Origin of the sequence: Aeromonas sp. QDB62 (genome assembly GCF_027705695.1) — a bacterium.
Lineage (GTDB): Bacteria > Pseudomonadota > Gammaproteobacteria > Enterobacterales > Aeromonadaceae > Aeromonas > Aeromonas allosaccharophila.
The window spans coordinates 13,271-32,353 of sequence record NZ_JAPDCD010000031.1 but is presented as its reverse complement, the minus strand read 5'-3'; the positions used below and the strand labels follow the sequence as shown (position 1 = coordinate 32,353).

Here is a 19,083-nt window from a genome sequence, read left to right as displayed (position 1 = left end):
TCATCCCTGCAGATCTAACCAGGCCCCCAGACCGGCGAGACTGTCATAGGCAGTCATATCGATGGTCAGGGGGGTAATCGAGACATAGCCCTGCTCGATGGCAGCAAAATCGGTACCGTCACCGGCATCCTGCTGACTGCCAGGCGGGCCAATCCAGTAGATGGGCTGGCCACGGGGATCTTCGGTGCAGATCACCGACTCCGCCCGGTGGCGATTGCCAAGGCGGGTGGTCTTGATCCCCTTGATCTGCTCGAGGGGCAAGTCCGGCACGTTGACGTTGAGGATCTGATCGGCAGGCAGGGGGTGTTTCATCAGCCCCTTCACCAGCAGGGCCGCATAGTGGGCCGCCGTGGCGAAGTGGGTCTTGCCCACCAGCGAAATAGCGATGGAGGGGTAGCCAAGATGGCGCCCCTCGGTGGCCGCGGCGACCGTGCCCGAGTAGATGACATCATCCCCCAGGTTGGCGCCGTGGTTAATACCGGCCACTACCATGTCCGGCTCCGGGCGTACCAGCTCATTGACCGCCAGATGCACGCAGTCGGTCGGCGTGCCCTTCACCGCATAGTAACCGGTTTCGCTGATACGGGTGACCCGCAGCGGTACTTCCAGCGTCAGGGAGTGACTCGCGCCGCTGCGATTGCGATCCGGCGCCACCACAATGACCTCGCCGCAGGCGCGCAGCGCCTCGCTGAGGGCACGAATGCCCTCGGCATGCACACCATCATCATTACTGACCAGAATTCGCATCGGTCTGATTCCTGAAACCATGATCGGCCTCTTCGGCCTGCATTAACTCGCGCACCACGCTGGTGGCAAACGCGCCCGCCGGCAGGAAGAAGGAGAGGGTCAGCACCTCGCCGTCCAGCTGCCAACTCATCTGCTCCGGCTTGAGCAGCAGCGGGCGGCGATCCTGATCCAGCCCGGCTTTCTCCAGCCCGTCACACCATTCGGCGTAAGGGGCCAACACGCCTTGTTCAAACTCGGCAGCGGCACCCTGACTGGCCAGACGGCCACGGCCCCACTGGGGCGCAGTGAGTTGCACGTCGCCGGAGGCAAGACGCGCTTCCAGCTCGGGGGTCAGCACCTCTTCACTGAAGATGGAGTGGCTGCCCTTGAGCATCACGCAATCACCGGCCAGCAGCTGGTGAGCCAGCCCCTGCTCGATGCGGGCGCTGACGATGGCATTGAACAGCATGCTGCGAGCGGCTGAGAGGTAGAGGGAACGCTTGTTGCGATCCTTGATCCGCTTGCCGGCAAACATCGCCTTGGCCGCTTCCAGGTTGTTGCCATCACGGCCAAAACGCTGCTCACCATAGTAATTGGGTACGCCCTGCCCGGCGATGGCCTGCAGGCGCGCTTCCAGCCCGTCGGCCTGTTCCAGACCGGTGAGACGCAGGGTGAAGTGGTTGCCCTTGAGGTAGCCGACCCGCAATTTGCGGTTGTGACGCTTGGCTTGCAGGATCTGGATGCTGTCGCTCTCGATGACCGACAAGTCCGGCTCCGCCTTGCCCGGCAGGTGAATGCCGAACCACTGCTCGGTCACCGCGTGGCGATCTTTCAGGCCCGCCCAGGTCACCGCATTGCGGTTGACCCCGGCCGCATCGGCCAGCAGACCGGCCACCCAGGCGGTATTCTCGCCGGTTTTGCGCACCCGGACGAAGATATGCTCCCCTTCCCCGCAAGGCTCGAAGCCGAGATCTTCATTCACCACGAAATCGGCAGCCTCGGCCTTGAGGATACCGCGGGCAGTGGGTGCCCCGTGCAGATAGGCAAGTTGTTCCAGCATTATTGTTTCACCAGTAGGACGACGGCTTCGGTGGCGATCCCTTCCTTGCGCCCCGTAAACCCAAGCTGTTCGGTGGTGGTCGCCTTGACGTTCACCCGGTTCAAATCACATTGCAGATCGGCGGCCAGCACGGCGCACATGGCGTCGATATGGGGGGCCATTTTGGGGGCCTGGGCGATGATGGTCACATCCAGGTTGCCGATGGCATAACCTGCGCGCTGCACGCGGGCAAACACATCCCGCAGCAGGATGCGACTGTCGATCCCCTTGAATTCGGCTGCGGTATCGGGGAAGTGGCGACCGATGTCACCGGCACCGATGGCGCCCAGCAGGGCATCGCTCACCGCGTGCAGCACTACGTCGCCATCGGAGTGGGCAACCAGCCCCTGCTCGTAGGGAACCGGCACGCCGCACAGCATGCAAGGGCCAACCCCACCAAATTTATGGACATCAAAACCATGACCAATGCGCATCATAAGAGACGACCTCCCGACATGCTGAAACCAACCCCATCAATTTTTTGCACGTCAAAACCATGACCAATGCGCATCATCAGCGGCAACCTCCCACATCAATTTTGTGTACGTCCACACCATGTCCAATCCGGATCATGCTAACTCCTTGTTCGGGCCTGTTTATTCGAGACAACCTGCTCTGAACACCTTGTTCTGAACTGTTTGTGCTGACTGAGGGGCTTATGCCTGCTGGCTTAAAAACAGCCCCGCCAGCGACAAGTCTTCCGGCCGGGTCACTTTGATATTGTCGGCGCGCCCTTCCACCATGCGTACCGCGAATCCGGCCCGCTCCATGGCGGAGGCCTCGTCGGTGATGATGGCGCCCAGCAGCAGCCCCTCCTCCAGTGCCCGTTTCAGGGCAAGGGTCGGGAACATCTGCGGCGTCAGGGCATGCCAGAGCTGCTCGCGCTCGACGGTAGCGATGATATTGCCCTCGCCATCGGAGCGTTTCATGGTATCGCGCACCCGGCTGCCGAGAATGGCGCCACCGCAGCCCATGGCCGCAGCAATCAGCGCATCGAGATCGCCGTGAGTCAGGCAGGGGCGAGCCGCATCGTGCACCAGCACCCACTCCCCTTGCGCCACATGAAGACCATTGAGGACGGAAAAGGCGCGCTCGGCGCCTCCCTCTACCCGCACAATGCGCGGGTCGGCCGCCACGGGCAGGGCCTCGAACCAGCGGTCATGGGGCGCCAGCGCCACGATCACCTGCGCGATGGCCGGATGGGAGAGCAACCGCTCCAGGGTATGTTCGAGAATGGTTTTACCCGCCAGTTGCAGGTACTGCTTGGGGCAATCGGCCCCCATCCGGCAGCCGATGCCGGCGGCAGGGACGATCGCCGTCAGGCCGGATACCCGGCTGGCATCAGTCATCGTAGGGCTCATCGTCCGGCACTGTCTCTTTGTCTTTCTCTTTGGGGATGATCCGGTAGAAGGTCTCCCCCTGCTTGATGTAACCCAGATCGTTGCGCGACAGCTCCTCGATGGCCTCGAGGCCAGAGGTGAGATCATCTATCTCGCGGTAGATGAGGTCGTTACGATCCTTGAGAGTCTGGTTGTCCCGCTGTTGCTGCGAGATGGCCTCCGACAGGTTCTGGTAATCGGATAGCCCGTTCTTCCCCAGCCAGAGGTCATATTGCAGTCCCCCCAGCAGGAGGATCAGGATCAGGGTGAATAGGCGCATGCACTGGGTCTCCTTCAGGCGGCCTAGTGTCCCATATTCGGTGCCAAGACAAAAGAAAGCGAGCACCGTCGAGCCCCCGGCCGAACATAAAAAAGTGCCCAAGAGTGAATCAGATAGCACAAAGCCCCGCCAAACCGGTGCAAGGATGGCCAACCAGGGCGCTCCTTATCCGGGGGCGGGGCTCTCAATCAGAAAGCGATCGGGGGGATCAGTTCACCGCGACTGGCTCTCCCGCGCTCTCGGCCGGAGTGTTGTACTCCTCCTCGGCATCGCGGAAACGCTCCAGCATCGCTTTTGAGGGCGCTTCGCCCAGCAGACTGCCCACCACGATGGCCAGCAGCGCGAACAGGAAGCCCGGGATGATCTCATACAGCCCCAGCCAACCGAACTGTTTCCAGACGATGACGGTGATGGCACCGACCAGCATGCCAGCCAGCGCGCCGTTGCGGGTCATTCGCGGCCACAGCACGGAGAGCAGCACCACGGGACCAAAGGCGGCACCGAAACCGGCCCAGGCGTAGCTCACCAGCCCCAGCACCCGGTTCTCCGGATTCATGGCGACGGCGATGGCAATCACCGCGATCAGCAGCACCATCAGGCGACCCACCCACACCAGCTCACGCTGGGAGGCGTTCTTGCGCAGGAACGGTTTGTAGAGATCCTCGGTGATGGCGCTGGAGCAGACCAGCAGCTGACAGCTCAGAGTGCTCATTACCGCAGCCAGAATGGCGGAGAGCAGCACACCGGCGATCCAGGGGTTGAACAGGATCTTGGAGAGCTCGATAAAGACCCGTTCCGGGTTGCCGGTCACCCCAGCCGCCACTTCCGGGAAGCGGGCGAAGTAGGCCAGACCGAAGAAGCCGATGGCCACCGCGCCAGCGAGGCAGAACACCATCCAGGTCATGCTGATGCGACGGGCATTGGCCATGGAGTGGTGGGAATCCGCCGCCATGAAGCGGGCCAGAATGTGGGGCTGACCGAAGTAGCCCAGGCCCCAGGCCATCAGCGAGACAATGGCGATCACATCCAGATTCTTGAACATGTCGAGGTTGGTGGCGCTCTTGGCGGCTACCTCGATCATAGCGCTGTCCACCCCGCCGACGGCGATGATGACGAAGATCGGGGTCAGGATCAGGGCGAAGATCATCAGGGTCGCCTGCACCGTGTCGGTCCAGCTCACCGCGAGGAAGCCGCCGAAGAAGGTGTAGGTGATGGTGGCGGCGGCACCGACCCAGAGGGCAGTGTTGTAATCCATGCCGAAGGTGCTCTCAAACAGACGGGCACCGGCCACCACGCCGGAGGCGCAGTAGATGGTGAAGAACAGCAGGATCACCAGCGCCGAGAGGATGCGCAACACCTTGCTGTGATCTTCAAAGCGGTAGGTGAAGTAGTCCGGCAGGGTCAGGGCGTTGCGGTTTTTCTCGGTATGTACCCGCAGTCGACCCGCCACCCAACGCCAGTTGAGGTAGGCGCCGATCACCAGACCGATGGCGATCCAGCTCTCGGAGATGCCGCTGACGAAGACGGCGCCGGGCAGCCCCATCAGCAGCCAGCCGCTCATGTCGGAGGCGCCGGCAGAGAGGGCGGTGACCCAACTCCCCATCCGGCGACCGCCCAGAATGTAGTCATCAAAGTTGCGGGTGGCGCGATAGGCAACGAAGCCGATCAACACCATTCCGAGGATATACACCAGGAAGGTGATTAACATGGGTGTGCTAGCTGTCATGCAAAACTCCGTTTTGTGTCATTTTCTGCCCGCTCTGGTGACGGGCTCATCCCTAAAAAACCGGCCTAGCTTAATCAGCCGTTCGCGCCAGCTCAACCACTTTTAACAAACACAAAACACAATAAAAACCTTTGCGCATCAAATCATCTGCCGCATCAAGAGGATGGCGCCAGATTTCCTGCCATGGCCGTTACGACCATATCGTCGCAACGGCGGCTATTGAGCGTTCTGTTTTCACATTTTGTTACTATCCATTTTTTACAAGCCTGCGCCCCGCTCCTACACTCCCCGCCCAGTCTCATCACACCAGCCAGAGGTCGGCACCATGTCATCTCATCTGTCACACCTGCGCACCCTCGCCCGCCGCCTTCACCCGGTGGAGGAGTCGGGTCACCTCATCCGACGGGCCAAGTATGTGGGTCGTCTCTGGCTCAATCCCGGCGCGCGCGCCCTCTATCGCCAGCAGCAGGAGCAACCGCTGCTGGCGCAGGCGATCAGCCGCTTCCCCGATATTCTGGAAAAGCCGATCCACCCCTATCGCCACAAGGGGCTCAGCAAGCGCCTGCGAGCGGGGCTTATCAGCAGCCACTACCAGCAGCTGGCTCGCCAGCTGCCCAAGGCGCAGCAACTGGCGATCTACAGCGGGCGCGGCCTGCTGCTGGCCCAGTGGCAGAGCGACAAGCTGACGACACCGCTGACCCTGCAACTGGATTACCAGACCCACATGGGCAAAGAGGGGGAGATGAGCCTGACCCTCAAGCTGGATGACGCGGCGCTCTATTACATGGCCCTCAATCTGCGCCCCGCACCGAATCCGACCCTCGAGATCTGCTCGCTGCAGGGCGGCAAGGGGCTTAGCGAGGAGATCAAGCAGGTCACCAAGGCGTGCGGCGGGCTGCGCCCCATGTCCCTGCTGGTCTATATGGCCGCCGAACTGGCCCGGGGGCTGGCGTGCAAGCGCCTGCTCGGGATCCGCACCCGAAGCCACATCTATCAGAGCAGCAAGCGCACCGCCGATCGGGTCAAGTTCGACCTCGACGGCCTGTGGCAGGATCATCAGGGCTGCGTGCAGGATGACCTCTGGATGAGCCTGCCGCTGGAGGTGCCCCGCAAGACGCTGGAGGAGATCCCCTCCCGCAAGCGGGCAAGCTACAAGGCGCGCTACCAGCTGCTCGATCAGCTCGGCAGCGAGCTGCAGGCAAATCTGCTGCGACGCTGAGTCAGCACAGCAGAAACACAAAGGGCGAACAGCATGCTGTTCGCCCTTTGTCGTGACGGGGATTTGCCGTTAGCGGTTGATCGCCATCGGCATGCCGTTGCGCTGCTCCAGCGCCTGCTTCACCAGTTGGGAGTCGCTGTCGGCGTGGGCAATGAAGCGGGTCACCGCCGGAGTCATCGGCAGCGGTGCCGGCAGCTTGGAGTTGAACTCCTCTTCGCTGCGCGACAGCGGCTGGTGCACTTCCAGATAGCGGACACCGTTGGGCTCGAGAGAGGCTTTGATCGGCTGGTTGACGAACTGGACGCGGGTACCGACCGGTACCTGCTTGAACAGGTACTCGATATCTTCGTTACGCAGACGCACACAGCCGTGGCTCACCCGCAGGCCGATACCGAAATTGGCGTTGGTACCGTGGATGGCGTACATCTTGCCGATGTAGAGGGCGAACAGACCCATAGGGTTGTCCGGACCGGCTGGCCATACCGCAGGCAGGCTCTCGCCACGGGCGGCATATTCGGCATGCATCTTGGCGGTCGGGGTCCAGGTCGGGCCCGCTTTCTTGCGCTGCACGCTGGTTACCCAGTTTTCCGGGGTGTCGGTGCCGAGCTGGCCGATGCCGATGGGCAGCACTTCCACCACTTTTTTACCCTTGGGGTAGTAGTAGAGGCGCATCTCGGCCACGTTGAGCACCACCCCTTCCCGCGGCGCATCCGGCAGGATCAGCTGTTGGGGGATCACCAGCTTCTCGCCGGTCTGCACCAGCAGGGGATCCGCATCGGGGTTGGCTTCAGTCATGTTGGTGAGCCCCAGCTGGAATTTCGCCGCAATGGCCTCCAGCGGCTGGCCGTTCTCTTCGGCCGGGACCACGTATTCCAGATTTTCCCCTACCAGACGGCTGTTGGCCGCAGGCAGAGCATATTCAACAGCGAAAACCGGCGCAGCGGTCAGCAGCAGGCTGTAGCAGAGTGTTGCCACACTATTGCGAAGGAGCTTCATAACTTTCCCATGATGATGACTTGAAGTGACGTCTCTGGGCTGGCAGCTGATCAAGCGGGATCAGGGGCGCGAAGAGAAGGTCGCCATTTTTCTCCTCTGCACGGCAAATTTCAACTGACAAGTGGCGACGGGTCGATGATTAATATGCGGATTTTTCCGCGTCCCCGACCCGCCCGGTTTCCCTGTTTATCCCCGTTGCCAGCCACGCATGTCGTAACCTGTGGGAGATTGATGCAACCGCAGATGAAATTGCTCAATGATGGCAAAGATATGGTCGAAAATATCGGCCTGGATCCCTTCGTAATCGGCCCATGCGGTGGTCGCGGTAAAGCAGTAAATTTCCAGCGGCAGTCCATCTGACGTGGGCGCCAGCTGGCGCACCATCAGGGTCATGTCCTTGCGAATACCGGAATGGGCACGAAGATAAGCATCCAGATAGGCTCGCAGGGTGCCGAGGTTGGTGAGGTGGCGACCGTTGATAGGGCAGCTCAGGGCATCGCTCAACTGCTGGTTGTAGGCACTCAACTCCTGCTCCTTGCGGCTGAGATAGGGTGCCAGCAGCTGCGCCTGCTTGAGCTGCAACTGCTCATCGGCCGTCAGAAAGCGCACACTGGTCATGTCGATATTGACGCTGCGCTTGATGCGGCGGCCACCTGATTCGGTCATCCCCTGCCAATTCTTGAAAGAATCCGAGATCAGGGCATAGGTGGGAATGGTGGTGATGGTCTTGTCCCAGTTCGACACCTTGACCGTGGTGAGGCCGATATCGGTCACCTCGCCATCGGCGCCGTACTTGTCCATCTGCAACCAGTCACCGACGCTCAGCATCCGGTTGGCGGAGAGCTGGATCCCCGCCACCAGCCCGAGGATGGGGTCCTTGAACACCAGCATCAGCACTGCGGTCATGGCACCCAGACCGCTGAACAGGAACAGCGGCGACTTGCCGAGCAGCAGGGCGATCATCAGGATGCCCACCAGAATGCTGCCTACCAGCTTGGCCCCCTGGAAGATGCCGCGCAGGGGCAAATCCCGCCCCAGCCGGGTGTAACGGCTCACCGACAACAGGCAGTCGAGCAGGGCGAAGAAGGCCAGCAGCAGGAACAGCAAAATCCAGAGCTGGGCCACCATCTCGATAAGCTTGAGGCTATCCGATTGACGGGGCAGCCAGATCTCTGCCTGACCGAGCAGCACGGCCCCCTGCAACACGAAGGCCAGCCGGTTGAAGAGGCGCTGTTGCAGTTGGGGCGGCAGCCAAACCTGCTTGGCCTTGCCGAGGATCCCCACCAGCCGGACCAGCAGCACCCGGTGCAGCGCCATGTGCAGCAGCAGCGAGGTGATGACGATAAAGCCCAGCGCGATCACCAGCGCCATCAGGTTGGTCACTTCCACCCCCAGGCCCGACAACCAGTTAAAAAACGCCTCTTTCATTGCTCTCTCCCGAACCGGGCAGCCCACTGGCTGCAAAAACAGTGGTGGTCAGGGTACCGCCCCCCTCCCCCATGTCAAATCGGCGAGCGCCAGAAACGACAACGCCCGGCACAGGCCGGGCGTTGTTTCAAAGCGAGGCTGACTTAGCAGACCAGGCTCAGGGCATCGCGGGCGATGACCAGCTCTTCGTTGGTCGGGATCACCATGGCGCAACGGCTGTCGGCGGTGGTGATGCGGCCTTCGCCACCCAGTACCGCGGCGTTGTTGGCCTCTTTATCCACCTTGAAGCCGAACAGGGCCAGACGTGCCAGCACCATCTCGCGCACCATGGCGGCGTTCTCACCGATACCGCCGGTGAAGACAATGGCGTCCAGACGACCGTCCATCGCAGCGGCATAGGCACCAACATACTTGGCCACACGGTAGGTGAAGACATCCAGCGCACGCTTGGCACCGGCGTCGGTGGCGTAGTTGGTGGTGACGTAGCGGCAGTCGCTGCTCGCTTCGGTCAGCCCCAGCAGACCGGACTCACGGGTCAGGGTGTGGTTGATCTGCTCCACGCTGTAACCGAGCTGATCGTGCATGAAGAACACCACGGCCGGATCGATATCACCGGAGCGGGTACCCATCGCCAGACCTTCCAGCGGAGTCAGACCCATGGAGGTGTCAACGGATTCGCCGTTCTTGATGGCGCAGACAGAGGCACCGTTACCCAGGTGGCAGTTGATGATGTTCAGTTCATTCAACGGCTTGCCCAGCTCTTTTGCGGCTTCTTCCGCGATGTAGCGGTGAGAAGTACCGTGGGCACCGTAACGACGGATACCGTGTTCGCGGTAGAGCTTGTGCGGCAGCGCATAGAGGTAGGCCTCTTGCGGCAGGGTCTGGTGGAACGCGGTGTCGAACACGGCCACGTTCTTCTCGGACAGCTGCGGGAACACTTTCAGCGCGGCACGAATACCGATCAGGTGCGCCGGGTTGTGCAGCGGAGCGAACGGAATGGCGGCTTCGATACCGGCGATCACGCCGTCATCAATGCGCACGGAGCGGGAGAACTGCTCGCCACCGTGTACGATACGGTGACCGATGGCCACCAGTTGCTCTGCAAGAGTCGGATCCTGCGGCAGGATGTGACCCACGATATGGTCGAGGGCCTCCTGGTGAGCGGCACCCGCTCCCAGCATGGCTTCGCCCTTGACCCCGTGGAGTTTCCATTTGATACGTGCATCATCCAGATTGAAGCATTCGGCCAGGCCGGACAGCATGTCCTCACCTGTTTCGGCGTCCATTACGGCAAATTTCAGGGAAGAGCTACCGCAGTTAAGGATCAATACCAACTTGCTCATGTTCTACATCTTCCTGTGCTTCGGCTTTATGCCGACAGTGTCGTGTCATCCAAAAGAGGATGGGATTCCCCTGCCGGGGGCTTATGGTCGCAGGAGGGTGCGCCCAATTTTTCAATTCTTGCGAGTTTCAACGCATTAAAGGGTGCGCAGTACTCGTTTCAATTCTTGGTCTTCACAGTAAACACGCATCAAGGGTGCGTATCACTGGTTTCAATTCTTGCAAGTTTCAACGCATCAAGGGTGCGCATCACTCGTTTCAATGCATGACGGGGCAAGCGGCCCTGCTGTGATCGGGTCTCTGACACCCAAGGATAGCGCTTAGCAGCTGGCCAGCAGATCCCGGTGTACCTTGACCACCAGCTTCTTCACCTTGGCGGGCTGGTTGAAGGTACAGAGCGGGCGGTGCAGCTCGCCCGGCCAGAAGATGGCGAAATCGCCCGGTTGCAGCGCCAGGTAGCTGGTCTGCTCGTCAGCGACAAACCAGAGGTCGGGATGGGGATGGTCGGCGCCGTCGCTCACGTAGTCGTGGGGGCCCACACCTATCCACTCTTCACCGCGCAGCAGCAACTGGATATCGAGATACTGCTGATGGAATTCGCCACGGCGATCCGCGGCTGGCTCGGTCAGATCCTCGCTCACCAGACAGAACAGATTGAGGCCATCGATCTCGGTCTTGCCGAGCGGAGCGTCCCCCCAGTGCGCCACGCTCTTCACCACCTCGGCCATGATGCGGGCCAGCGGGGCGGGCAGCGGCGTTCGCTGCAGGGTGTTCAGGCTACCGGTGATCATGGCGTCTGTTTCCTGTTAGGTATATCTGAGCGGCATCTTTGCCAGCCAATGAAAAAGGACCTGTGACAGGTCCTTCAATAATGCCGTCTGCAATCCGTGCAAACCGGTTTAGAGCTTTTGCTCATGTTCAGCTATATGGGCACTGTTACACACTCGTCAGCACCTTGCCAAGAGACATAATCCCATTTTCATAGTGATCGTACCAGCTGAAACCATATTATTCACCACCCTTTCCCCCTCGACTTTGACCAGACGCAAAAACGGGCGCATCAGCGCCCGTTTTTTTCGCAAAACCGTTTAACAACCGGTTTCATTCAAGCCTTTTGGGCATTTTCCACCGGTTTGGCGTACATGGCCCGCCAGATCGCCTTGTGCTCTTCCGGCACCTCTGACTGACGGGTCAGGAAGGCCGCCTGCTCGATGGTATTGGCCTTGCCGGAGACATCTGCCGCCAGATAGTTGCTGGGGAAGAGGTGGTAGCTACTCCAGATCGCCTTGTCGATCAGCGCGGCCAGTTCGTCCGGATCGCTGAACCCTTCGGTGATGGGGGCGCCGAAGGAGACGTGTACCCGCCCCTTCTGGCCGACGATACCGGCGACGATACTCTCGATATCCTCGAACTCGCCCTTCTCGTAGCAGCCGTTGACCGACTTCTCGTAGAGCTCGCGCGCCTTCGCCTTGTCGGTCGGGTCCAGCTCATAGCTGATGCTGACCGGCACGATATTGAGGCTGCGCATGTAGTCAACGAAGTCGATCTTCTGCTTCTTGCCGTCGACATAGAACATCTTGAGGATGGCGGGATCGGTCTTGTCATCGCCATTCTTGGCGCGCCCTTCCTTCTGGGCGATCCAGATGGAGTGCCCTTCGTGAACCGAGTTGCCGATATAGGCCGACAGTTCGCCCAGCACCTTCATCATCTCCCGTGGCCCCTTGGCGGAGCGTTTGACGATAAAGCTCTTGTTGAGTTTCATCAGCTCGGTGGCACAGGGTTTGCGCAGCAGGTTGTCGCCGATGGCGATGCGCACGGTATCGAAGCCATGGCTGTGCAGCCCCCAGTTGACGAACGCCGGGTCCATGGCGATGTCCCTGTGGTTGGAGACAAACAGATAGCCCTGCTCTTTCTTCAGATGCTCAATCCCGGAGAAGGTCACCCCCTTGGTGGAGGTGGCGATCATGCGGGACATATAGCGGGTGACCCCCATCTGGACCTGATGCACTGTGGTCACCTTTGACCACTTGCGACGCAGGAACAGGCGGATCAGCGGGCGAATGGCCCAGCCAAACCAGTTCATCAGGGAACCGAAACGATACTTGGCGATGGCGCCGATAAATTCATCATCCTGGATCAGCCGTTCGATGGCTGCCGGCACTTCTTCATCGCGGTAGGGGCGAATATCCGCGAATCTATCTACTTCAGTCACAATGTCAGCCTTGCATGCTAGGGAACCGCAGCCAACCCGCGTTGGCTGGGGAAAATTCAGGGCGCAATTTTACACGCTTTTATGGCAAGGGGTATGTGGCAAGCAAGAATAGTGAGATCTGACCAGTTTATTAATCGGATGCCAATGCCAGCGCGACTGCCGCCTCGGCATGGATGGCGGTGGTGTCGTAGAGCGGCACCGCCGCGCGGGCATCGCCCACCAGCAGGGCTATCTCGGTACAGCCGAGGATCACCGCCTCGGCACCAGCGGCCGCCAGCCCCGCGATAATGGCCAGATACTCGGCCCGCGATGCATCGCGAATGTCGCCAAGGCACAACTCGTCATAGATGATGCGGTGCACCCGCTCCCGCTGCGCCTCGCCGGGCACCAGTACCTCCAGCCCGAACTTCTCCTGCAGGCGCCCCTTGTAGAAATCCTGCTCCATGGTGAAGCGGGTGCCGAGCAGGCCGACCCGGGTTACCCCGTCAGCTTGCAATTTGGCCGCGGTGGCATCGGCGATATGGAGCAGCGGGATATCGATGGCCGCCTCAATCTCGGGGGCGACCTTGTGCATAGTGTTGGTGCCGATCAGCAAGAAATCGGCGCCACCATCCTGCAACTTGCGCGCCTCCGCCGCCAGCAGGCGGGCGGTGGCGGGCCAGTCACCGGCATGCTGCAACCGCTCGATAGCGGCAAAGTCGACGCTGTTGAGCAGCACCCGCGCCGAGTGCAAACCGCCGAGCTGCGCCCGCACCCCGCGGTTGAGCGCCTGATAGTAACTGACGGTGGACTCCCAGCTCATGCCACCCAGCAGACCGATACATTTCATAGGAACTCCTTTCATCCCAAGGGAGGGCCGTACCGTACCACCTTGCACTTGCAGGCAAGGCAACGCGGGCGAGATAAAAAAGGCCCCGCGGGGCCAACAAGACAGCCGGTAAAGGCCCGGGTCAACCCGAGCTAAATCCAGATCATCCCGACACAGGCCGCCGTCGCCAGCCCCATGCCGAGGTTGAAACGCCGCCAGCCTCGGGCGGTGCGGATGATTTGCCGCACCTGGGCACCAAACAACACCCAGAACGCCCCGGTGTAGAGGCCGGTAATAAAGAAGATCACCAGCACCCAGAGCGCGGAGGGCCAGTAAGCCTCCCCCCCCAGGGTGAAACCGCTGATGGCGGAGAGCGCCATCATCCACGCCTTGGGGTTGAGCAGTTGCAGCATGGCCCCCTGATGGGCGGGAATAAGCGGCCGATTGCCCTCGGCCGGGCCGCTGGCGGTCGCCACCTTCCACGCCAGCCAGAGCAAATACGCCGAGCCGATCAACTTGAGACCATCGTGCAGCAGCGGCACCTTCTCGAACACCACGCCAAGCCCCAGCGCGGTGGCGAGGATCATCAGATTGATCCCCCCCACCACCCCCACCAGCAGGGGAATCGTGCGGCGAAAACCCTGCGCCGCCCCGGCACTGGTGAGCAGCATATTGTTGGGCCCCGGCGTGCCGCAGGTAACCAGGGCAAACCCCGCCAGGGGCAGTAACCAGTTCAGATCCATCTCAACCTCTTGTCGATACAACGCGCCCGTTATGGGGAAAGCCTTCTAATATGCAGAGCCAACCCCGTGGCGACAAGTCAGAAATGCCTCTTTCTCGGCCCCTCGCCCATCGGCGCAACGCGGCTCAATACCAGAGCATCACCACACAGAGCGCCGTCAGCAGGCCGAGGGAGCCGTTGAGCCGCCGCCAGCCCCGATCCGAGCTGATCCAGTTGCTCAGCTGATGGCCGAACAGCACCCAGACAAAGCAGACCGGCAGCGCCACCAGCACAAACACTGTCATCACCGCCAGCTGACTCGGCCAGTAACTGGCACCGGACAGGCTGAACAGACTGATGGCGGAGATCCCCATCATCCACGCCTTGGGATTGAGGAATTGAAAGCCCAGCCCCTCCAGCATGGTCAGCGGACGGGCGCGGCGGGCCGGATCCCCGGGGGCACCGGCCACCGCGATACGCCAGGCCAGCCACAGCAGATAGAGGCTGCCGAAGATCTGCAAACCGAGGCGTAGCAGCGGCCAGCGCTCGAACAGGGGATAGAGCCCCAGCGCCAGCACCAGTTGCAACACCGGCTGCCCCACCCCCACCCCGAGCAGATGTGGCAGGGTGCAGCGCACCCCGAAGTTGGCGCCGGAGGCTGTCAGCATCAGGTTGTTGGGCCCCGGCGTACCGCAGGTGAGCACGGCAAACCCGAACAGGGTGACATACCACTCCATCGTCATATTGTGACTCCTTACTTGCCACATTGTGTCGATACAATGTGTGCTATTTGATTGTGATTAGGCTGAAATTCACGCTATATTGGGAACAAATTTGGATCAATGGATTTATTGTCACCATGACAATTTGGACCCCCGACCTGGCGGCCTTCGATGGCCCCCTCTACCTCAAGCTGGTCAAGGCGATCGAACAGGGGATCGCGAGCGGCGAGCTGCCCCCGCAGACCCGATTGCCCACCCACCGCGCCCTGGCGGATCGCCTGGGTGTCACCGTCGGCACCGTCACCCGCGCCTACGGTGAGGCGGAGCGACGCGGCCTGCTGGCCGCCCGGGTGGGGCACGGCACCTGGGTCAAGGCGCGCGGGGTCAACGGGGCGAACACGGATCCCGCCAGTGAGTGGGTGATCCGCCAGGAGAAGGGGCACCGCATCGAGTTGTGGCAGAACCTGCCGGTGCAGCTGGATCGGGCGGCGATCATCCGCCCCATGCTGGGGGAAGTGGCGGACGGGGATCTCAACGCTCTGCTCGGCTACGACAAGGAGGCGGGACGGCCGGATCAGCGCCAGCAGTTCGTCGACTGGCTGACGGAGCAAGGGGTGGCCTGCAGTGAGGATCGCCTGCTGTTCAGCCACGGCGCCCAGCACGGCATCATGCTGGCGCTGCTGGCGACCGGTTGCGTGGGGGAGACCATCCTGTGCGAGGGGCTGAGCTACCCCGGTATGCTGGGCAACGCTCGCCAGCTGAAGAATCAGGTGGTGGGGCTGGCGATGGATGAGGAGGGGCTGCTGCCCGAGGCGCTGGACGCCGCCTGCCGCACCCGCCGGGCCAAGCTGCTCTACCTCACCCCGACCCTGCAAAATCCCACCACCGCCATCATGAGTCTGGCGCGGCGGGAGGCCATCGTCGCCATCGCCCGTCGCCACGATCTGCTGATCATTGAGGATGACGTCAACGGCCTGCTGCCGGAGCCCCATCCGCAGCCGCTGGTCAATCTGGCGCCGGAGCGGGTCATCTATCTGGGCAGTCTGGCCAAGATCGCCTGCGGCGGCCTGCGGGTCGGCTTCGTGCTGACGCCACCCGCCCTGCGCAGCGCCTTCGCCCAGACCATGCGGCTGTCGAGCTGGATGGTGAGTCCGCTATTGATCGAGCTGGCCTGCAAAATGGTCACTCAGCGCCAGATCATGCCGCTGATCGCGCAGCAGCGGGAGATCCTCAAACGCCGTGGCGAACTGCTGCGCCACCTGCTGCCGACCGCCCGCTGGCAGCCGGGCAGTATGCACGCCTGGCTGCCGCTGCCGGAGCCCTGGCGCAGCCAGCAGTTTGCCGCTGCCGCCGATGCCCTTGACGTCGGCGTGGCGAGCGGGGAACACTTCGCCGCCGGCCAGTTTGCCGCCCCGCAAGGGGTGCGCCTGAGCTTGAGCCAACCCGCCACCGACGCCCGGGTCGGCGAAGGGCTGGCCCGACTGGCGCAACTGCTGCAGGGGACGCCCCCCAGCAACCCCCTGCTATAGTCAGGGCCAGCCGAGTTGACCGTCACTCTTTATCGTCATAGCCAAGGAGAAGCCATGCCCCCCATGAAAGCCGCCCTGCTGCTTGCCACCCTGCTGCTGGGTGGCTGCGCCTCGTCAACGACCCACCAGCAGTTGGGGGCGGCGCTCAATGGGCTGGAAGGGGAGTTGCAACGGTTGGAAGAGGAGCTGGCGGCGATGAACGGCCTGCACTATCAAAAGGCGATCGATGCCCCGCTCAGTTTGCGCCGCTATCTGGGTGCCCTGCAGCCCACAGCCGAGGGGCTGGTGCCGGTCAGCAGCAAGCTGGAGGATGGGCCGATCCTTCACTATCAATACCGACTGCCAGCGAGCATGGCGACCCTGCCTCAGGACAACCTCTGCCAGCGCTACGAATTTGAACTGCGCCATCTGGGCCGCCTCGGACAGCTCGATCTGAACTGGCAGGGTACGAGGGGAGATGGATCTCGCCTGATCCGGCAGACCGAATGCAGCTTCCCGGCCAGCGGCGCACCAGTACAATAACTGTCCATCATGCGCCATCTATTACCCTGCTGACTACTGTCAACTTTTCACTCGCCCAAAACTGGGCCTATGTGCGCCTTGGCTCTACCATGATCCATTCAATGGTCTGCTCAAAGGAAGTGCGTGCATGACGATACTGCTGCTCGAAGAGGATGCCCTGCTCCGTAGCGCCATCACCCGGGAACTGACCGAACAGGGTGTGCCCGCCGACCGGATCCACTATCACAGCCATCCGAATCAGGAGCGCAGTGGCCTGCTGGCGCTGCTGCAACAGCAACCCTTCGACACCATCATCTGTCAGCAGGACAAGCAACAGGGCCTTGAAGGGGCCCGGCTGCTGCACGAGGCGCACTATCTCGGCCTGCTGCAACCCGGTTGCGTTTTGCTATTGCTCGATGCCGATCAGAGCGAGCAGGAGTTTCTCCCCTCGGATCTCTACTTCTCCCTCTATCTGCCACTCCCCTTCATGACCCGGCAGCTCGCCACCGTGCTCGGCCCGCTGGTGAAATTAAGCAGCCTGACTCGCACCCTGGCCGCCCCCATTCTGTTGCGGGAGTGGCAACTGGCCACCGCCCTGTGCGAAGACCTGCTGTTTCAGCGGGAGCATCGCGAGCTGACCCCCTGGCTGGATCGGCTCAAGGGCTACCTGCTGCTGCAATCGGCCGAGCGGGTCACCACCGCCCAGCACTACGCCCTCTGTGCCAACGAGTATCAAGCGAGCTGGCCAAGGGCCGGGTTCTTCTACGCCATGCTGGGGCTCGGCAAGTTGCAGAGCGCCCAGACCGACCTGCAGCGCCATCAGGCCAGGCTGCCCTCCGCCACCCGGCTGGAGCTGCGACTCGCCAGCCAACTACACCAGCAGCATTGGCTGGCCGCCTGGGAAACCATGGGGGAGCTGCAGCAGCTTCGCCCCCATCAGCCACGCTGGCATCAGCTGGCGATGCTGCTCGGGCTGGTGCTGCAAGATGAGGAGAAGGTGCTGGAGCAGGCCAACAGCCTGACTCTGCGCCACTTCAGCGAACAGCGCGTCCGGCTCGCCATCGACAGCTTTATGCTCAATGCCAGTCTGGCGGTGCTGTGGCATGCCCCCTCCAGCAACCGGATCCGCTCCCTGCAACAGGAGTGGGAGCACCTCAAACGCACCGCCACGCTGGCCCCCCACGAATATGAGCTGCTGCAGGCGTTGATGCTGGGGCTGGATTACCGCTTTGACGAGGCGCTGATCCTGATTGCCCACCACCAGCCGGACGAGGGGAACGACAACCACCTCGCCCTGCTGCTCGGCTTTGCGGTCAGCCAATTCTGCGGGTTGCCCCACCACGCCCGGCGCTACCTGACCCAGCTGACCCACTACCGCGCCAGAGTGGCGCCCCACCCGCTCACCCATCAGTTGTTCCACCATCTGGTCACCGAGCTGGGCCAGCGCCTGACGGCGAGAGAGCAGCGCCTGAGCGAACTGCGCCAGCTGCGCCACAAGGCGATGCAGGCCAGCCAGTATCAGACCGCCCTGCAAGCGGGCTTGCAGCTGCTGGAGGAGTTCCCTGCCCTGCCCGGCGATGCCTGGCAACTGCTGGAGCTGCTGCAACACTGCTGGCCAGCGGGCATGGCCGCCCCCCGAGTGGCACTGCTGGTCGACACCCTGGAGCGGCGCCTCAAGCACAGCCCCGCGTTTCTCGATCAACATGCCCAGCAGTATCACCGCACCCTGCACGAGATCCGCAGCCACCTGCAGCCGCACCTCTCCGCCAGTGGCCCCTCCTGCCTTATCGAGGGGCGACCCGAGTCGTCGTGATCCGGGCTGCACACAGAGCTGTGCCCTCTGCGGCGCGCTATCAGTTGCGTTCAATCCGTTGCGCTCAAATATAGAGAGAGGGGAGCCTTGGCTCCCCTCTCTGCATGTTGGTTCTCTGTCAGCTGGTGGCGATGAACGGCGGGATCAATCCAGCGCGTCACTCTCCAGCGCCACTTTCAGAAAATCTTTCCAGCTGATGATGCCGACCAGAGCGCCATTCTCCAGTACCGGCAGGCAGGAGACCCCCTTCTCCAGCATCAGTTTGACGCCGTCGCGCACCGTGAGATGAGATGCGATGGTGATGAGCTGACGACTCATGATCTGGTGGGCCCGCTTGGTGAGGGTTTCGGTGTCACGGCTCATCTCGGCCTCGGAGTCGAGGTAAGGGCTGATGGCGCGAAACAGATCCCGATCCGAGATCACCCCCACCAGCTCGCCCTCCTCCAGCACCAGCAGGTGGCGGAAGTGAGCCTGCTCGAAGATATCCTTGATGACACTGAGTCGATCATCCATTGAAACGGTGGCGACTCGGGTCGTCATAATATCCCTGATATGCATGCTAACCTCCGGTATCCGAACTGGT

The 19,083-nt window shown here is 61.9% G+C and carries 19 protein-coding genes; 4 read left to right on the top strand and 15 right to left on the bottom strand.

Annotation, left to right across the window (positions count from 1 at the left end; all coding sequences use genetic code 11):
• The 6 genes from surE to putP form a co-directional block, all read right to left on the bottom strand.
• Window positions 1-747 (bottom strand): 5'/3'-nucleotidase SurE, encoded by a 747-nt coding sequence (gene surE, locus OKC27_RS15565; protein WP_042656468.1) that lies wholly within the window; start codon window positions 745-747, stop codon window positions 1-3.
• Window positions 728-1,786, bottom strand: a complete 1,059-nt coding sequence (gene truD / locus OKC27_RS15560) for a tRNA pseudouridine(13) synthase TruD (protein ID WP_182938180.1) — start codon at window positions 1,784-1,786, stop codon at window positions 728-730. Before truD ends, surE begins: the two co-directional genes overlap by 20 nt.
• Window positions 1,786-2,262, bottom strand: coding sequence for a 2-C-methyl-D-erythritol 2,4-cyclodiphosphate synthase (gene ispF / locus OKC27_RS15555; RefSeq protein WP_182938181.1), 477 nt, complete (start codon window positions 2,260-2,262; stop codon window positions 1,786-1,788). The genes truD and ispF overlap by 1 nt, the downstream gene beginning before the upstream one ends.
• 219 nt (window positions 2,263-2,481) lie before the next feature.
• The gene (ispD, locus tag OKC27_RS15550) at window positions 2,482-3,174 is read right to left on the bottom strand and encodes a 2-C-methyl-D-erythritol 4-phosphate cytidylyltransferase (RefSeq protein WP_182938182.1); all 693 of its coding nucleotides are present in this window, start codon (window positions 3,172-3,174) and stop codon (window positions 2,482-2,484) included.
• Window positions 3,167-3,484 (bottom strand): cell division protein FtsB, encoded by a 318-nt coding sequence (gene ftsB / locus OKC27_RS15545; protein WP_139707536.1) that lies wholly within the window; start codon window positions 3,482-3,484, stop codon window positions 3,167-3,169. The genes ispD and ftsB overlap by 8 nt, the downstream gene beginning before the upstream one ends.
• A gap of 208 nt (window positions 3,485-3,692) precedes the next feature.
• Entirely contained in the window at window positions 3,693-5,210 is a 1,518-nt protein-coding gene (gene putP, locus OKC27_RS15540; RefSeq protein WP_139409173.1) for a sodium/proline symporter PutP, read from the bottom strand.
• Between the two features lie 325 nt (window positions 5,211-5,535).
• Here putP and OKC27_RS15535 point away from each other — a divergent pair, with 325 nt between their 5' ends.
• Window positions 5,536-6,429: a VirK/YbjX family protein gene (locus OKC27_RS15535; protein ID WP_182938183.1), complete on the top strand. Its 894-nt coding sequence runs from the start codon at window positions 5,536-5,538 to the stop codon at window positions 6,427-6,429.
• A gap of 69 nt (window positions 6,430-6,498) precedes the next feature.
• On the opposite strand, the gene OKC27_RS15530 is transcribed toward OKC27_RS15535, so the two are convergent.
• The 8 genes from OKC27_RS15530 to OKC27_RS15495 all read right to left on the bottom strand — a co-directional run bounded on the left by OKC27_RS15530 (window position 6,499) and on the right by OKC27_RS15495 (window position 14,678).
• On the bottom strand, window positions 6,499-7,425 hold the full coding sequence (locus OKC27_RS15530; protein WP_058053307.1) for a L,D-transpeptidase family protein: 927 nt from the start codon (window positions 7,423-7,425) through the stop codon (window positions 6,499-6,501).
• 186 nt (window positions 7,426-7,611) lie between these two features.
• Complete coding sequence (locus OKC27_RS15525) at window positions 7,612-8,853, bottom strand: mechanosensitive ion channel family protein (RefSeq protein ID WP_042656462.1); 1,242 nt, start codon at window positions 8,851-8,853, stop codon at window positions 7,612-7,614.
• Between the two features lie 143 nt (window positions 8,854-8,996).
• The gene (locus OKC27_RS15520) at window positions 8,997-10,196 is read right to left on the bottom strand and encodes an acetate kinase (RefSeq protein WP_042059110.1); all 1,200 of its coding nucleotides are present in this window, start codon (window positions 10,194-10,196) and stop codon (window positions 8,997-8,999) included.
• Window positions 10,197-10,514: 318 nt separating this feature from the next.
• Window positions 10,515-10,985, bottom strand: coding sequence for a YhcH/YjgK/YiaL family protein (locus tag OKC27_RS15515; RefSeq protein WP_182938184.1), 471 nt, complete (start codon window positions 10,983-10,985; stop codon window positions 10,515-10,517).
• A gap of 314 nt (window positions 10,986-11,299) precedes the next feature.
• Window positions 11,300-12,406, bottom strand: coding sequence for a 1-acyl-sn-glycerol-3-phosphate acyltransferase (locus tag OKC27_RS15510; protein WP_182938185.1), 1,107 nt, complete (start codon window positions 12,404-12,406; stop codon window positions 11,300-11,302).
• Between the two features lie 130 nt (window positions 12,407-12,536).
• The gene (locus tag OKC27_RS15505) at window positions 12,537-13,235 is read right to left on the bottom strand and encodes an aspartate/glutamate racemase family protein (protein ID WP_042059117.1); all 699 of its coding nucleotides are present in this window, start codon (window positions 13,233-13,235) and stop codon (window positions 12,537-12,539) included.
• Between the two features lie 131 nt (window positions 13,236-13,366).
• A complete protein-coding gene (locus OKC27_RS15500) occupies window positions 13,367-13,957 on the bottom strand; it encodes a LysE family translocator (protein ID WP_182938186.1) in 591 nt (196 codons plus the stop codon).
• A gap of 124 nt (window positions 13,958-14,081) precedes the next feature.
• Window positions 14,082-14,678: a LysE family translocator gene (locus OKC27_RS15495; RefSeq protein ID WP_270806443.1), complete on the bottom strand. Its 597-nt coding sequence runs from the start codon at window positions 14,676-14,678 to the stop codon at window positions 14,082-14,084.
• 116 nt (window positions 14,679-14,794) lie between these two features.
• On the opposite strand from OKC27_RS15495, the gene OKC27_RS15490 reads away from it, so the two are divergent.
• The 3 genes from OKC27_RS15490 (at window position 14,795) to OKC27_RS15480 (ending at window position 18,500) form a co-directional block, all read left to right on the top strand.
• The gene (locus OKC27_RS15490) at window positions 14,795-16,186 is read left to right on the top strand and encodes an aminotransferase-like domain-containing protein (RefSeq protein ID WP_182938187.1); all 1,392 of its coding nucleotides are present in this window, start codon (window positions 14,795-14,797) and stop codon (window positions 16,184-16,186) included.
• 54 nt (window positions 16,187-16,240) lie between these two features.
• Window positions 16,241-16,708, top strand: a complete 468-nt coding sequence (locus tag OKC27_RS15485; protein WP_042059124.1) for a hypothetical protein — start codon at window positions 16,241-16,243, stop codon at window positions 16,706-16,708.
• A 127-nt stretch (window positions 16,709-16,835) separates the two neighbouring features.
• Window positions 16,836-18,500, top strand: a complete 1,665-nt coding sequence (locus OKC27_RS15480) for a hypothetical protein (RefSeq protein WP_270806442.1) — start codon at window positions 16,836-16,838, stop codon at window positions 18,498-18,500.
• A gap of 144 nt (window positions 18,501-18,644) precedes the next feature.
• Here OKC27_RS15480 and OKC27_RS15475 read toward each other — a convergent pair whose 3' ends face one another.
• Entirely contained in the window at window positions 18,645-19,058 is a 414-nt protein-coding gene (locus OKC27_RS15475) for a CBS domain-containing protein (RefSeq protein ID WP_270806441.1), read from the bottom strand.
• Window positions 19,059-19,083: the final 25 nt, after the last annotated feature.

What these genes read in the sequence shown, in the direction of transcription:
- surE (WP_042656468.1), bottom strand. Translation starts at nt 747, where the DNA reads ATGCGAATTCTGGTCAGTAATGATGATGGTGTGCATGCCGAGGGCATT.
- truD (WP_182938180.1), bottom strand. Translation starts at nt 1,786, where the DNA reads ATGCTGGAACAACTTGCCTATCTGCACGGGGCACCCACTGCCCGCGGT.
- ispF (WP_182938181.1), bottom strand. Translation starts at nt 2,262, where the DNA reads ATGATGCGCATTGGTCATGGTTTTGATGTCCATAAATTTGGTGGGGTT.
- ispD (WP_182938182.1), bottom strand. Translation starts at nt 3,174, where the DNA reads ATGACTGATGCCAGCCGGGTATCCGGCCTGACGGCGATCGTCCCTGCC.
- ftsB (WP_139707536.1), bottom strand. Translation starts at nt 3,484, where the DNA reads ATGCGCCTATTCACCCTGATCCTGATCCTCCTGCTGGGGGGACTGCAA.
- putP (WP_139409173.1), bottom strand. Translation starts at nt 5,210, where the DNA reads ATGACAGCTAGCACACCCATGTTAATCACCTTCCTGGTGTATATCCTC.
- OKC27_RS15535 (WP_182938183.1), top strand. Translation starts at nt 5,536, where the DNA reads ATGTCATCTCATCTGTCACACCTGCGCACCCTCGCCCGCCGCCTTCAC.
- OKC27_RS15530 (WP_058053307.1), bottom strand. Translation starts at nt 7,425, where the DNA reads ATGAAGCTCCTTCGCAATAGTGTGGCAACACTCTGCTACAGCCTGCTG.
- OKC27_RS15525 (WP_042656462.1), bottom strand. Translation starts at nt 8,853, where the DNA reads ATGAAAGAGGCGTTTTTTAACTGGTTGTCGGGCCTGGGGGTGGAAGTG.
- OKC27_RS15520 (WP_042059110.1), bottom strand. Translation starts at nt 10,196, where the DNA reads ATGAGCAAGTTGGTATTGATCCTTAACTGCGGTAGCTCTTCCCTGAAA.
- OKC27_RS15515 (WP_182938184.1), bottom strand. Translation starts at nt 10,985, where the DNA reads ATGATCACCGGTAGCCTGAACACCCTGCAGCGAACGCCGCTGCCCGCC.
- OKC27_RS15505 (WP_042059117.1), bottom strand. Translation starts at nt 13,235, where the DNA reads ATGAAATGTATCGGTCTGCTGGGTGGCATGAGCTGGGAGTCCACCGTC.
- OKC27_RS15500 (WP_182938186.1), bottom strand. Translation starts at nt 13,957, where the DNA reads ATGGATCTGAACTGGTTACTGCCCCTGGCGGGGTTTGCCCTGGTTACC.
- OKC27_RS15495 (WP_270806443.1), bottom strand. Translation starts at nt 14,678, where the DNA reads ATGACGATGGAGTGGTATGTCACCCTGTTCGGGTTTGCCGTGCTCACC.
- OKC27_RS15490 (WP_182938187.1), top strand. Translation starts at nt 14,795, where the DNA reads ATGACAATTTGGACCCCCGACCTGGCGGCCTTCGATGGCCCCCTCTAC.
- OKC27_RS15485 (WP_042059124.1), top strand. Translation starts at nt 16,241, where the DNA reads ATGCCCCCCATGAAAGCCGCCCTGCTGCTTGCCACCCTGCTGCTGGGT.
- OKC27_RS15480 (WP_270806442.1), top strand. Translation starts at nt 16,836, where the DNA reads ATGACGATACTGCTGCTCGAAGAGGATGCCCTGCTCCGTAGCGCCATC.
- OKC27_RS15475 (WP_270806441.1), bottom strand. Translation starts at nt 19,058, where the DNA reads ATGCATATCAGGGATATTATGACGACCCGAGTCGCCACCGTTTCAATG.